Raw genomic sequence first — 13771 nt, 5'->3', positions numbered from 1 at the left:
AATCCTCCACCGCAATGGTGAAGGATTTAGATTGGTGCACCCCCCGGGACTTGAACCCGGAACCCACTGATTAAGAGTCAGTTGCTCTGCCGATTGAGCTAGAGGTGCATGTTGAGCTGAATCAGCGCAACGAAGAACAACAATACCACATCGAATAGACTGGTGAATATGTCTGATGAGAAAAAACTTACTGTCGGCGACGAGGCTCCAAACTTTACGGTCGAGAACCAAGACGGAAAGCCGGTTTCGCTATCTGACTACCGAGGCCAGAAAGTCATTTTGTACTTCTACCCTGCTGCCTCAACCCCAGGCTGCACCAAAGAAGCCTGCGACTTCAACGACAACCTCAACCCATTCAAGGCTGCGGGTTACACAGTTCTGGGCATCTCCCCTGATGCGGTATCGAAGCTAAAGACTTTCCAGCAAAACCAAGACTTGAACTTTGAATTGCTCAGCGACGCCGACCTAGAGGTTCACAAGGCATTCGGCGCCTACGGCCTCAAGAAGCTCTACGGCCGCGAGTACACAGGCGTACTGCGCTCGACCTTTGCAATTGACGAGACCGGAAAAGTTGCCCTGGCCCTCTATAACGTAAAGGCCACCGGACACGTTCTAATGCTTCGAAAGCTTCTCGGAATCTAGTCTTCTGGGTCGGAGCTATTCATTGTGGCAGCAATGGTCTGCTTATTGAATAGCGCCACCAACACCACAGCCGAAGGCAAAATCAGACTCCAGCCAATGGCTTGGCTGCCGAATTGGCCGCTAAATGATCCGGTCGCAACAGCTAGTTGAATCAACTGCCAAAACAAGGCCCCGCTTCGCGCCCAACGCTTGCCCTTGAGTAGAGAAATTGCGACAAAAATTACCCAGGCCGCAGCCGCAGCCACCAGCGCAAATAGCGCTATCGCGGTGACCAGACTGCGGCTGTCGCCCATCAGAATTCCAAAACCCAACTGGGCCGCAAAGTAGGCCACCACCAACCCTTCGAGAAGCACAAAAAGCACAGCGATGATGAGCGGAACTGGCTTCTTATCGGCGTTTTTGTTCATAATTCCTCGATATTGGGTATTGCCAAACGGGCTGTGGTGTGAAACGATTTTGGAAGGAAAAGTAATCGCTCTTCTAGCGTAATTCACCTCTTGTGAAGACTTTTATCCTCGTCTGGCAGAACGCCCAAGTTTTACTACATAAAGGAATACCGCACGTATGAACATGCAGTGGCTAAATGAGTCTCGTTGCCTCACCGAAGATCCAGAACTTTTCTTTCCAGTTGGTAACACCGGCCCTGCAGTTGACCAAATTGAGCAAGCAAAATCAGTTTGCCGCGAGTGTGGCGTAGCCACCCAATGCCTTGAGTACGCAATCAAAGAAAACCAGGACACCGGCGTTTGGGGCGGCCTTAGCGAGGACGAGCGTAAGTCACTAAAGCGCAAGTACGCTCGTGCACGTCGTGCCGGCTAACTAGAATTTCAAAAAACCCGCCTTGCAATGCAGGGCGGGTTTTTTATTGCCTCAATGGGGCTAAATCGGAATCGAAATGGCCACTCGGGCTCCGCCCTCACTAGGCGAAGACCAGAAGATGCTGCCTCGAAGCTCGCCCTCAATCAAGGTGCGAATAATCTGAGTGCCTAGGCCCTGGCCAACTTTGCCGTCGGTCAGGCCCTTACCGTTGTCAGAAACGGTGATTAGCAACTGGCGCTGCTTACGCTCAGCGTTTACAGCAACAACTCCGCTGCGCTCGGCCAGACCGTGCTCAACCGCGTTGGTGATTACCTCAGTCAGGGCAACCGCAAGCGGTGTTGCCACCTCACTCTTCAGCTGACCAAATCGACCATCAAGGATGGTTCGAACCGAAGTGTTCATCGACGATGCAACCTCGGTGGCCAACATCAGGATTCGGTCAAAGACCTCGTCAAAGTTGACGTCTTGGTTGAGTCCTTCAGAAAGCGTGTCGTGCACCAGGGCAATAGCTGAAACTCGGCGCATGGCCTGCTGCAGCGACTCTTTTGCCTCTTCACTCTGGCTTCGTCGAGCTTGAATCCGCAGCAGGCTGGCCACGGTTTGCAGGTTGTTTTTTACTCGGTGGTGAATTTCACGGATGGTCGCGTCTTTGGTAATTAGTTCGCGCTCTTGTCGGCGCAACTCAGTCACATCGCGACAAAGAACAATGGCACCAGTGCGCTCGTTTGCAGAGCGCAGCGGGATGGCCCGAACCGTAAGGGTCACATTTCGTGACTCCATGTCGGTACGCCAAGGCGCGCGGCCGGTAAGCACCAGTGGCAAACTCTCATCGACGTTGCGGTCTTTGAGAACCGGAGTTGCGGCAGTAACAAGAGACTGCCCCTCAAGCTCACCCTTGATACCTAGGCGGTTGAAGGCCGATAGACCGTTGGGGCTAGCAAAGATGACGTTTCCGTCAACGTCCAGGCGCAGCAGGCCGTCATTGGCGCGCGGGGCCCCTCGGCGAGGGCCCGTAGGGTTGCCGAAGTCAGGAAAGTACCCAGCCGCAACCATGTCGAGCAGGTCATTGCCGCAACCGAGGTAGTTGAGCTGGAGACGGTTTGGTACCTTGACGTCGCTGAGGTTGGTGTGACGGGTAATGACCGCGATCGGCTCTTTGGTCACTTCCTCTGATTTGGTCGAGACCCTGCGGCGAACCGGATAGGCGCTGAGGCGTGACGTAAACCCCTCATCCGAAGATTGCACTCGGTTCTCAACCACGAAGCCCGAGCTGAATGCCTCGCTAACCTGCGCAGCCCACTCTTTGCGAACCGGCGCACCGCTGATGTCACGGTAGAAAATTGTTGCCGCACTTGACGGGCGGGCATGCCCTACCGCAACGAAATTTCCGTCACCGGTCGGAACCCACAGCACGAGGTCAGCAAAGACAAGGTCGGCAATCAACTGCCAATCGGCCATGAGCAGGTGAAGCCACTCGATGTCGGCATGGCTGGTGCGGCCGCCATTGGCCTTGATTAGTTCACTAAGCGTTGACACCTAACCGAGTTTAGCGAGGCGCCTGTCTAACTGGGACCGCTCGCCAAGAACCAATGTTTTGGTCAGCACACTAATGGCCATTCGCGCCAGCGAGGTTCGCTTGGCATGACTGATGGGCACTGCCTGCCGCAAGGCAAAATCTGCCGCCGCAGGATCATCGGGGATAAAGCAGTCAACCGTAATTTGGGCCATTCGCCCCAGTGTTTCAACAACCTGCTGCTTGGCCGATGAACCCAACACCGATGCCCGCATGCGATTCACCACGCATAGGATTTGACCACCCGGGCGAAGTTCAACCAATTGGTCGATGGCCCTCAAGTAGCGGGAGATACCGACCGGATCAGCCAGACAAACTGTGATGATTTGATCGGCCATGGTCAAGGTCTGTTTGGTCACTTTGTTGCGATCTAGCCCAGTGGTCACGTCACGCAAATTTGATTCAAGAGAGGAACCCAGATCAACAACTACAAACTCAGAATTTTCGGCGGCGACCATAATTACCTCTTCGGCACGATCGGGAGCAATTTCTGCCCAGCGCTCTGCCGCAACCAAACCGCCGAGCAATTGAAACGATCGCTTGCCTGAGGAAACCGGGGTCGCCAATCGGTGGAGCTGTTCCGAGTCAAACCTGGAATGCCCGGCCAGCCTTGCGGCAGCAGCTATGCCGCCGGGTGAATCTCCGAGCCCAAGCAGGACACCGGTGGAACTTGCTTCAAGATCAAGGTCTATTAGCGTCACAGTTTTGCCTGCCTCGGCTAACTCGTTAGCCATTCCTACAGCAATCGTGGTTTTACCCGGCGAACCAGACGCACCCCAAACGGCAATTATCTTGCCTAGCTTGGCCGGTGGAGGGGTATCAGTCTGCAAAGGTCGCCCTCATAACCAAAGAGAGCTCACTGCCTCCGGATTGCGCCTTGAGCACCGCAGGCACAGCCTCAGCTGGTACCCAGAGCTCTACTTCGGGTGGGGCATCAGCAAAAACAGCCGATGGCTCTGCCAGCCTGGCGACCTCGGCTGCCAATACCAAGAGATACGGTTCACCAAAAGATTTATCGGCCAGCTGCGGGGTGACCCAGATGTCGGCCGATGACCCGGGTTGCATTGACTCGGGCAAACCCATTGCCGAGGTGACCACAACCGGAACTCTGGCATCGATCACAGCATTGGCCAAGTAGCTCTTAGCCACCAGCTGCCCAGCGCGAATTGGCCCGAGAGTGTAGGACCCGTGACTCAATTGATCCGGTGCCAAATAATGCTCCCCCGTGCTCCCAAGTTGATACTCAACCACAGTGAAATCCTCGCTACTCACCTGAGCTCCAGCAGGCAGACCTTTGATGGCAACCAGATACTGCTGAGCGTTGCCGGCGGCCTGCTGTGACCAAATAATTGCTCCGTAGGCCATCAAAGCAAAAGCCACTGCAGCGGCGAGTAACTTGATTTTGTGATTCGAGGTTTTTCTTGCGCGAGTGGATTTCATGCCCAAATCACACCAGTTTTCAAAATTGGTAGCCGAAATTATCCACAGACAAAACTTTGATCTGCCCGATTCTTTGGGCTGGCACACCGATAACCGACTCCCCCTTAGCAATCAGGAGCAGTTCGCCGGAAATCCCGAGCAGGTTTGCAGACCGGAAATTCTCATCGTCAACCCCGCGCCACTCGATTGCCATTGGCAATGCCACCTCACCCAAGTGCGCAACCAAAGACTTTTGGACCTCACGGGCCTTTGGTAAATCGGGTTCCTCGCCCGGGACGAACCGTATGCTGCGCACCATTTTGAGGGAAAAAATATTCCAAATTGGTAACGTTTTGTCCAGGCCAGCGATGAAGTCGCAGCCCAGCATGGGGGCCACTAAAAGGTGGTGGGCAAAGCCTTGATCCTGCACCTCGACCAAAGCCGACTGGCCATTAATTATCTGGGCAATCGGCCTATTTTCGGCTGCCTCAAACTGGGCTTCCAGATCCTCAAAAAAGTTATCAAATGACATTGCGTCAGTATGTCCGGACCTCCGACAAGACTACGGAAGTTATCCACAAGCGGTTATCCACCTATTGCGCCGGTGATAGCGAAGGAATACTTTCAAATTCTTCGCATCAAGTTGCGAGGTCAAGGACCAGAGATGGGGGAATGTAATTGAACAGTTCAGAGCAGTCGGACGACTCCGGCAAAGAGAACGGCTCGGGCGTGCCGAGCAATCAGCAGCAGCCAGCAAAAAAGCGAGCTCCAAAGAAAAAAGATCGAAACGCCAAGAACTTCATCGAGTCTGAAGAATTTTTTGGCCGCCAGTTCATCAGTTCCAAAGACCTACCAAACCCGACTGAAAGCCTGGCACTTCTAGCAACCGGCGTGATTGAGGTCATTGCCGGTACTCGGCAGGTTGATCAGCTGTCGAGATACCTTACCGACGGTGTCTATCAAAGCTTGCAAAACAAGGCCAAGCAGGCCCAGCAGTATCGCGAAGAAAACGGCATCAAGGCTCACCACCAAAAGTTTTCAGTTGGTCACATGCGCCAAAATTCACCGAGAGACGGCGTGGTCGAATCGGTAGTAATTTTGAACGGCGTCAAGAGAAACCGTGCGGTGACGATTCGTCTTGAAGGCATCAACCACCGCTGGCGCGCAACCGCGCTATCGGTGTTATGAGGCTATGAACGGAAGAAAGCGCTGCCCTGGCCACCCTGCTCAGGCTTCTGAGTAGGAGTAGTCGGGGCATTCTTCTGCGCTGCCTCGTTGGCTGAGTGAGCCTCGGCGGCGCCATCTTCGTTCGGAGCGATGTAAGTCAACTGCTCAGCTGCTGGTCGCGGCGCTGGAGTCACCTCAACCTCAACGTTGAACAAGAAGCCAATGACCTCTTCTTTGATCTGGCCCATCATCTGCTGGAACATGCTGTAACCCTCGCGCTGGTATTCAACCAGTGGGTCACGCTGAGCCATGGCACGAAGACCAATTCCCTCTTTTAGGTAATCCATCTCATAGAGGTGATCGCGCCACTTGCGGTCAACCACTGAAAGCACTACTCGGCGTTCCAACTCGCGCATTGCCGCATCACCCAGGGCAACGGTGCGTTTTGCGTAAGCCACCTTGGCGTCGCTAATGATCTCGCGAGTCAACCAAGCCTTGGTCAAGCGTGAGCGGTTACCAGCTTCGGCAAGAACTTCGGCGATTTCGAGGTTGATTGGGTAAATTGCCTTGAGCTCAGCCCAAAGCGCTTCAAGATCCCAGTCGTTACCAGCGTGATCTGAAACGTGGCCTTCAACAATCGCGGTAATGGCGTCGGTCAAGAAAATATCAACGCGGCCAGCAATGTCGTCACCCTCAAGAATGTGACGGCGGTCACTGTAAATTGCTTCACGCTGGCGGTTTAGAACATCGTCATACTTCAAAACGTTCTTACGAATCTCGGCGTTGCGGCCTTCAACCTGTGACTGAGCACTGGCGATTGCGCGGCTAACCACCTTTGATTCGATAGCCATCTCGTCTGGAACACTGGCACGGTTCATCAATGAGCTTGCGGCACCTGAATTGAATAGGCGCATTAGGTCATCGGTGAGTGAAAGATAGAAGCGCGATTCACCGACGTCACCCTGGCGGCCGGCACGACCGCGCAACTGGTTGTCGATGCGGCGCGACTCGTGACGCTCGGTACCTAGAACGTAAAGACCGCCAACAACCAGAACCTTTTCAGCCTCTACCGTTACTTCTTCTTTGATCTTGGCAAACTCGGTAGACCAAGCTGCCTCGTAGGCCTCTGGAGTTTCCTCGGCGTTTAGGCCCTGCTTGTTTAGCGCCTCAACGGTTAGGAATTCGGCGTTTCCACCGAGCATAATGTCGGTACCGCGGCCGGCCATGTTGGTGGCAACGGTTACCGCACCCAGGCGACCAGCCTGAGCAACGATAGATGCCTCGCGGGCGTGGTTCTTGGCGTTCAAGACCTCGTGACGTACTCCGGCCTTAGCCAAAAGCTTCGACAGGTACTCGCTCTTCTCAACGCTGGTGGTACCAACCAAAACCGGCTGGCCCTTCTTGTGGCGCTCGGCGATGTCAACAACCACCTGGTTGAACTTGACCTCTTCGTTCTTGTAGATGAGGTCTGGCTGGTCTAGTCGCACCATTGGCTTGTTGGTCGGAATCGGAACAACGCCAAGCTTGTAGGTGCTCATGAACTCAGCAGCCTCGGTCTCGGCAGTACCGGTCATACCCGACAGCTTGCTGTACAGGCGGAAGTAGTTCTGCAGAGTAACGGTGGCCAGGGTCTGGTTCTCAGCCTTAACCTCGACGCCCTCTTTGGCTTCAATTGCCTGGTGGATACCCTCGTTGTAGCGACGGCCAGCCAAAATACGACCGGTGTGCTCATCAACGATCAGGACCTCGCCGTTCATCACGACGTAGTCTTTGTCGCGCTTGAAAAGCGCTTTTGCCTTGATTGAGTTGTTCAAGAATGAGATCAGTGGGGTGTTGACAGACTCGTAAAGGTTGGCAATACCCAGGTAGTCCTCGACCTTGGCAATACCAGGCTCGAGGATTCCGACGGTTCGTTTCTTTTCATCGACTTCATAATCAATAACCGGCTGCAGCTTTTCAGCAATCTTGGCAAACTCGGTAAACCATCGGTTGGCCTCACCGGATGCTGGACCGCTGATGATGAGAGGTGTTCTGGCCTCATCGATCAAAATTGAGTCAACCTCGTCGACCACTGCAAAGAAGTGACCGCGCTGGACCATGTCTGACTGCTGCCAAGCCATGTTGTCGCGGAGGTAGTCGAAACCAAACTCGTTGTTCGTACCGTAGGTGATGTCAGCCAGGTACTGCTCGCGGCGCTCTGCTGGGTCTTGGCCAGAGATGATGCAACCGGTGGTCATGCCCAAGGCGCGGAATACGCGACCCATCAGGTCACTCTGGTAAGAGGCCAAGAAGTCGTTAACGGTCACAACGTGCACACCGCGGCCAGCAATGGCGTTTAGGTAGGCAGGCAAGGTGGCGACCAAAGTTTTACCTTCACCGGTGCGCATTTCAGCGATGTTGCCGAGGTGTAGGGCAGCTCCACCCATTAGCTGAACGTCAAAGTGGCGAAGACCCAAAGTGCGCTTAGATGCCTCGCGAACAGCCGCAAATGCCTCAGGCAGAAGGTCATCAAGGCTCTCGCCAGCCGCATAGCGGTCGCGCAAAACGGTGGTCTCGTTACGGAGCTCTTCTTCGGTTAGGTGACTGAAGTCTTCTTCAAGTGCATTGATGGCGTCTGCATAGTTACGCAAGCGTGCCAGCACGCGGCCCTCGCCAGCGCGAAGAAGTTTGTCGATGATTGATGCCAAGTTATTGCCCCTACCGTTTGATTGGTCCTCTATCAATCTTAGACGCAGGGCCCAACCGGAGACCGGCTGGGCCCTGCTATCCAAGCAATTGGTAGCAAACGTTAAGAAAGCGTAATTACTCCGTAGTTCCAACCTTTGCGACGGTAAACCACACTCGGTTTGCCGGTCTCTGAGTCAAGGAATAGGTAGAAATCGTGACCGATGAGCTCCATGTGGTACAGAGCGTCGTCAACGGTCATCGGGGTGGCTTCAAATTCTTTGCGACGAATAACAACTGGGCTGTCACCAAAGTCAGGTGCCGGGGCTTCGGCCTCTGGGCGAGCCTTACCCAACAGCACATCAGAGTCGGCCGGGGTGATATCGAGTTCGGCAAAATCGTGGGCAGTTAGCTCGCTGGTTCCAATGGAACCGTGGCGACCGTGGTGAACCTTGCGGCGATCGGCTGCTCGGCGAAGGCGTTCAGCCAACTTTCCAAGCGCAATGTCGAAGGCGGCAAATTTGTCACCGGCATGTGCCTCAGCACGGATTACATGGCCTGGTTCGAAAACGGTAAGTTCTACCTGATCTTCAGGCCCGGAGGTTTTGCTGTGATCGTGTCTGGTTACTTTGATCTCGAGCGACTGCACATTGTGAGCCAACTGCTCAACCTTGTGGCTTCGATCAGATACGTACTCGCGGAATCGGTCCGAAACACTTAGGTTGCGGGCTGAGATGTTTACTTCCATGATGACCTCCATCTTCGGGCAACGTTGCCCGTGAAAGTAAGTTATACCCAATTTCACCTTTGCGTATCGTTTTTTGACTTTGTCTCAGCAAAAGTTGAGAAAAATCTCACAAAACCTCCAGCCTCCTCAACTGCACGTCGGCATTCCAGCAGGGTGGCGCCGGTGGTGACTATGTCATCAATCAGGATGACCGGTTGCCCAGCGAGCCAGGACTGCCCCACCATGGCGTTGGCGAGGTTCTCAAACCGCTGCCTGGCATTGAGTTGCGCCTGATCCTGAACCGGCTCGATCAGAGTTAGTGCCTGCCGAGCAAGTTTGAGCTCGAACCCAGCTTTGCGGGCCTGCCGCACAATTTGGACTGCCAGCACCATCGCGGGCTCATAACCTCGACGCCTAATAGATGCCGCTGAACTTGGTGGCACCACCAGGAGGTCTCCGGGGCTGGCATTGGCGAGCAGGTTAGTCACCATTGGTTTAGCTAGAACCTTTGCCACCGCGGTGACACCGAGTTCTTTGTACTTATCGATGAGCTGCGAGACTTCGGTCGAGTAGTCGACCACCGAATAGCCGTTTAGCCCGCCTCTTGTGACTGGGTGCGCCGGTAGGTCGAGCCCAGCGGCGCAGGCTTGGCATATGACCGATGGCGGACGAAGGCACTGCAAGCACTTTGTCGGCAGAAACAGATCTAGAAACTCGTCGAGCATTCTGGAAGGCTGTCACAGGCAAAACACCTGCACCCGAGCACACAAAAATCTGTGGAAAGACTAGATCCCTGGGAAGTGCGCTGCGGTAACCAGATCTCGAATTAGCGTCCAGCTGATACCGCGCTGTTGATAGAACTCGCCGCGGGCATTGAGCACATAGATTGCGTTGCTTGAACTGTTGCCCATGATCTTGGATCCGGCTTCGATGCGAGGCAAGGTGTTGTTGAGGCCACCGATCGTTTGGATGCTGACATTGGTGTACGCGTCACCGGCAGATTCGAGGTAACCAATCGAAGTTGGATTAACCCAGCTAGCCGAAACCACCTGGAGCGATGCCGCCACCGGTTTGATCGGTTCAGCAAGTTCGATTGGTCGACCATTCTCGTCGCGAACAATCGCCGACACAAATATCTCGCGCTCGTCTCCGCTACCGGCCAGAATCAAAGCGCGCGAACCCTCGGTGCTAATTGAGATTTCATATTTGGTCAGAGGAATCATCCAGTTAGCCGAAATCGGCAAGGCCTGACCGGATTGGCCGTAAACACGCATAACACTGCCTGGTGCCGCGCCAGAAACCCAACTGAACCCCTGTCGGTCAATTACCGGTGCAATGAAGTTGGTACCGGCTGCGAGCAATTTTGCCTGGCTACCCAACTTGCCGTAGTTGCTGAAGTAGATTCCCTCGGCACCGCGTACCAACAATGTTTCCTCATCGGCACTCAAGCCAAACTCAGTGGCACCAAAGGTGTCCAGTACGGCGTTGGTGCCAATGATCTTCGAGGTTGAGGTGGCATCAATGTGGCTCAAACCGTCTTCTAAGAAGGCCACCGGAGTGGTTGAAACCAGCGATGGCGCGAGGGTTTGAATGTCAACGATGTCCTGCGGTGAGCGTTCGATGAGCAGGCGCACGCTAAACACTGAATTCAACTGAAGCAGGGTCTCGCGAATCTGAGCTTCCATGAGTTGCTTTTCGCGATAGGTAGTTGAAAGGGCACGCGCCGAGAGGTCTACGATTGCCTGGCCGTCTGTCACGTTCACCGAGCTCAGCGAGAGCTTGGTGCCAGACGGAATAGCCGAGGTCACGGCAGGTGCCAGCCAAGCGCTAGGACCCTTGAGCAGTGCATCAATCAATCGGGTACTCGTCGAAGCACGCGATGGGAACCATCGAACGTCAGGCACCAGGTAGTTCAATTGGTTGTCGTAGAAGTAGATCGAATAAGACTGAAAAATAACGTCGAAGACCGGTCGAATAACCGTGGTCAGGTGAGGCGCGTTAGAGATACGCCACTGGCCGTTTTCGCGAACGAATGAGAAGGTCAACTGCTCGACAGTGTCAGCAGGCTCTACCCGATACTGACCAAGGCTGTTCACCTGGGCAGAAACTTTGAGGTCCACGACAGCAGCCTGATCGGTGCGCTCGGTGATCTCAGGAAAACCCTGACGAATCAAAACTCGATTGCTTGGCTTCCAGACAGACTTGAATTCTTCACTCAGGTACTCTCGAGCTATTGCGTAGTCGTTCTGTGGGCCGGTTCCGGCATTCAAGAACCCGAGCAGAATTTGCTCTTGGGTAGCAGCGTCTTCTGGGCCCTGCGGTGAGTAGTACAGGTAGTCGTTTTCTAGAGATGACTTGATGTCTGGGCCGGTTTCAATGTCACCAGATGTTGGTAGCTGAGCACAGCCAGTTGCCAGCCAGGCAACCGATGTGGCCAGAATAATTGCCAGAATTTTCTTCAAAGAGGACATTACCCACTCACCTCTTTTTTGGACTTGCTTTTGGATTTAGGCGGAAGCGGCAATGGTGACTGCGTAAACACCATTCCCCTGCGTCTAGGCAGGGTTAGGCGGAACGAGGCCCCCTCGTTTGGCTTGGCCCAAACCTGAAGCCAACCGCTGTGCAGGTGTGTGTCCTCAAGTGAAATAGCCAAACCCAAACCGGTTCCACCGGTGGTGCGCTTTCGGGCCGGGTCGGCTCGCCAGAAGCGGTCAAATACGCGGTCCACCTGGGCACGACTCATTCCAACACCAGAGTCGGTAACACTCACGGCAACAGCGGTCTCGCTCATCCCGACGGCAACCTGAATCGGCTTGCCCTCGCCATGCTCAATTGCGTTAGCCAATAGGTTTCTAATCAGGCGCTCAATGCGGCGTCCATCAATTTCAGCGTCAACTTCACCCGGCGGAATCGAAATTTCAATCGTCGAACCCTTGCTAACCGCAAGCGGTTCTAGACCCACAATTGCCATTCCAACCACACCGTTTAGGTCTTGCACCTCGAGCTCAGCTGCCACCGCACCGGCGTCGTAGCGCGAAATTTCGAGCAGGTCATTGAGCAGATCTTGGAATCGATCGATCTGGTCGTGCATCAACTCAGCCGAGCGGCGGGCTGCCGGCTGCAAGGTTTCACGGCTCGCAAAAATAACCTCACCGGCAAGCTTGATGGTGGTCAGCGGAGTACGCAGCTCGTGCGAGACGTCAGACACAAATCGCTGTTGCATTTTAGAAACCGACGCCAGCTTGGTGATCTGCTTTTGAAGACTGTCGGCCATGCGGTTGAACGAGTGTGCGAGTTTGGCAATAACGTCTTCACCACGCTCTGGCAGACGGCTCTCAAGGTCACCTTCGGCAATCTGCTCGGAAACCATAGCCGCCTCTTGAACTGGCTTGACCAACCAGTTGGTGACAAAAAAGGTAATCGCACCGATGATCAGCAGCAACACGATTCCGGCAAACACGAGGGTGCGCTGAACAAAATCTAGGGTTTGCTGTTCGTTGTTGAGGTCAAAAACTAAATACAGTTCGTAGGCTCCGGCAATTGGTATTTCTACCGGGGCACCAACGACAACTCCCGGATGGGTTGAACCATCCTGCGAACCTATTGCGATTGATTGGTAAATCAACTTGCCCTGAGAGGCACGGACCTGCTCACGAAAATCGGGGGTTAGAAGGCCGGTATTGAAGTCGGCCGAAATTGGACTCTGCAGGGCCTGGGTGCTAACCCCGCCCGGTGTGCGCAAGAGGGCAACCTGACGGCTATTGGTTGAGTCAGTGGATTCAAGTTTTGGAACGACCGAGTTGAGCAGGGTTTGCAGTGAAACCTCATCGGTCACGGTAGATGCCGAGAACGAGTTTTGAACCTCGACAACACTCTTAGAAGACTCATTGAGCAACTGAGTCAAACGGGTGTTGTAAAGACCGTTGCCGATGGAATACGAGAGAAATCCGCCGATGATGAGCAGCGAAAGCCCGCTCAGCACTACGGTCGAGAAAACCGCACGCACCTGCAGGAATTGGCGGAAGAGACCGAGCGCCCAGCTAACGGCTGCTCGAAGTTTCACTTAGTTCTGGCCAGCCTTATAACCAATGCCGCGAACAGTGGTCACGATTTGAGGGTTGTCTGGGTCGGCTTCAATCTTTGATCGAAGTCGCTGAACGTGAACGTTAACCAAACGGGTGTCAGCCTTGTAGTGGTAGCCCCAAACGGTCTCAAGCAGCATCTCGCGAGTAAAAACCTGCTTTGGCTTCAATGCCAAGGTCAGCAATAGGTTGAACTCCAGCGGGGTCAGCGAAAGCTTCTCTCCACCGCGGCGAACCTCGTGCCCCACGATGTCGAGAGTGAGCGGACCAATTGTGATGGTCTCGCCCTCTGGCTCAGCCAACGGACGCAGTCGAGCTTTGATTCGAGCAATCAGAATGGCAGGGTCAAAAGGCTTCACCACATAGTCATCTGCACCCGCTTCAAGACCACGAACCACATCTTCGCTTTCGGTCTTTGCCGTCAGCATGATGATCGGGGTACCGCATTCGCTGCGAATCTGCTCGCAAACCTGAATGCCATCCATACCCGGCAACATGACGTCAAGAAGAACTAAGTCTGGCTTGACTTCGTTGAACTTCTCGTAGGCGCCAGATCCAGCATCGTGATAGCTGACTTCAAAGCCCTCAGACTCTAGGACAATGCCAACCATTTCGCGAAGCGCGTTGTCGTCATCAACGACCAAAATACTGTGTGGCATGAACCCCTCTGTGCTTTCT

The 13771-nt window shown here is 54.3% G+C and carries 14 protein-coding genes and 1 tRNA gene; 3 read left to right on the top strand and 12 right to left on the bottom strand.

Features of this window, described 5'->3' with window-relative positions:
- Positions 1–32: 32 nt before the first annotated feature.
- Positions 33–108: transfer RNA gene (locus FFA38_RS01455), tRNA-Lys, on the bottom strand.
- A 60-nt stretch (positions 109–168) separates the two neighbouring features.
- On the opposite strand from FFA38_RS01455, the gene bcp reads away from it, so the two are divergent.
- A complete protein-coding gene (gene bcp / locus FFA38_RS01450; protein WP_138315301.1) occupies positions 169–642 on the top strand; it encodes a thioredoxin-dependent thiol peroxidase in 474 nt (157 codons plus the stop codon).
- Here the strand turns inward: bcp and FFA38_RS01445 are convergent.
- Positions 639–1049, bottom strand: a complete 411-nt coding sequence (locus FFA38_RS01445) for a hypothetical protein (RefSeq protein ID WP_138315298.1) — start codon at positions 1047–1049, stop codon at positions 639–641. The genes bcp and FFA38_RS01445 overlap by 4 nt on opposite strands.
- 163 nt (positions 1050–1212) lie before the next feature.
- On the opposite strand from FFA38_RS01445, the gene FFA38_RS01440 reads away from it, so the two are divergent.
- A complete protein-coding gene (locus tag FFA38_RS01440) occupies positions 1213–1461 on the top strand; it encodes a WhiB family transcriptional regulator (RefSeq protein WP_138276026.1) in 249 nt (82 codons plus the stop codon).
- A 60-nt stretch (positions 1462–1521) separates the two neighbouring features.
- On the opposite strand, the gene FFA38_RS01435 is transcribed toward FFA38_RS01440, so the two are convergent.
- From FFA38_RS01435 to FFA38_RS01420, 4 genes are read right to left on the bottom strand one after another with little or no spacing between them, the layout of a single operon-like run.
- Positions 1522–2997, bottom strand: coding sequence for a sensor histidine kinase (locus tag FFA38_RS01435; RefSeq protein WP_138275047.1), 1476 nt, complete (start codon positions 2995–2997; stop codon positions 1522–1524).
- Positions 2998–3864 carry a CpaE/TadZ family protein gene (locus tag FFA38_RS01430; RefSeq protein WP_138315297.1) on the bottom strand — a complete coding sequence of 289 codons (867 nt, stop codon included), beginning with the start codon at positions 3862–3864 and terminating at the stop codon, positions 2998–3000. It abuts the gene before it with no gap.
- Entirely contained in the window at positions 3854–4474 is a 621-nt protein-coding gene (locus FFA38_RS01425; RefSeq protein WP_138315295.1) for a CpaB family protein, read from the bottom strand. Before FFA38_RS01425 ends, FFA38_RS01430 begins: the two co-directional genes overlap by 11 nt.
- A gap of 19 nt (positions 4475–4493) precedes the next feature.
- A complete protein-coding gene (locus FFA38_RS01420; RefSeq protein WP_138315293.1) occupies positions 4494–4985 on the bottom strand; it encodes a hypothetical protein in 492 nt (163 codons plus the stop codon).
- A gap of 146 nt (positions 4986–5131) precedes the next feature.
- Between FFA38_RS01420 and FFA38_RS01415 the strand changes: the two genes are divergently transcribed.
- On the top strand, positions 5132–5641 hold the full coding sequence (locus FFA38_RS01415; RefSeq protein WP_138315291.1) for an Rv3235 family protein: 510 nt from the start codon (positions 5132–5134) through the stop codon (positions 5639–5641).
- Between the two features lie 2 nt (positions 5642–5643).
- On the opposite strand, the gene secA is transcribed toward FFA38_RS01415, so the two are convergent.
- From secA to mtrA, 6 genes are all read right to left on the bottom strand, one after another.
- Entirely contained in the window at positions 5644–8307 is a 2664-nt protein-coding gene (gene secA, locus FFA38_RS01410) for a preprotein translocase subunit SecA (protein WP_138315289.1), read from the bottom strand.
- Between the two features lie 101 nt (positions 8308–8408).
- Positions 8409–9032, bottom strand: coding sequence for a ribosome hibernation-promoting factor, HPF/YfiA family (gene hpf, locus FFA38_RS01405; RefSeq protein WP_138275041.1), 624 nt, complete (start codon positions 9030–9032; stop codon positions 8409–8411).
- Positions 9033–9085: 53 nt separating this feature from the next.
- Complete coding sequence (locus tag FFA38_RS01400) at positions 9086–9736, bottom strand: ComF family protein (RefSeq protein WP_138315287.1); 651 nt, start codon at positions 9734–9736, stop codon at positions 9086–9088.
- 60 nt (positions 9737–9796) lie between these two features.
- Positions 9797–11482 (bottom strand): LpqB family beta-propeller domain-containing protein, encoded by a 1686-nt coding sequence (locus FFA38_RS01395; RefSeq protein WP_138315285.1) that lies wholly within the window; start codon positions 11480–11482, stop codon positions 9797–9799.
- A complete protein-coding gene (gene mtrB, locus FFA38_RS01390; protein ID WP_138315283.1) occupies positions 11482–13074 on the bottom strand; it encodes an MtrAB system histidine kinase MtrB in 1593 nt (530 codons plus the stop codon). The genes FFA38_RS01395 and mtrB overlap by 1 nt, the downstream gene beginning before the upstream one ends.
- The gene (gene mtrA / locus FFA38_RS01385) at positions 13075–13752 is read right to left on the bottom strand and encodes an MtrAB system response regulator MtrA (protein WP_138275037.1); all 678 of its coding nucleotides are present in this window, start codon (positions 13750–13752) and stop codon (positions 13075–13077) included.
- Positions 13753–13771: the final 19 nt, after the last annotated feature.

Source organism: Rhodoluna limnophila, assembly GCF_005845365.1.
GTDB classification, from domain to species: domain Bacteria; phylum Actinomycetota; class Actinomycetes; order Actinomycetales; family Microbacteriaceae; genus Rhodoluna; species Rhodoluna limnophila.
This window is presented reverse-complemented; position numbering and strand designations above follow the sequence as displayed.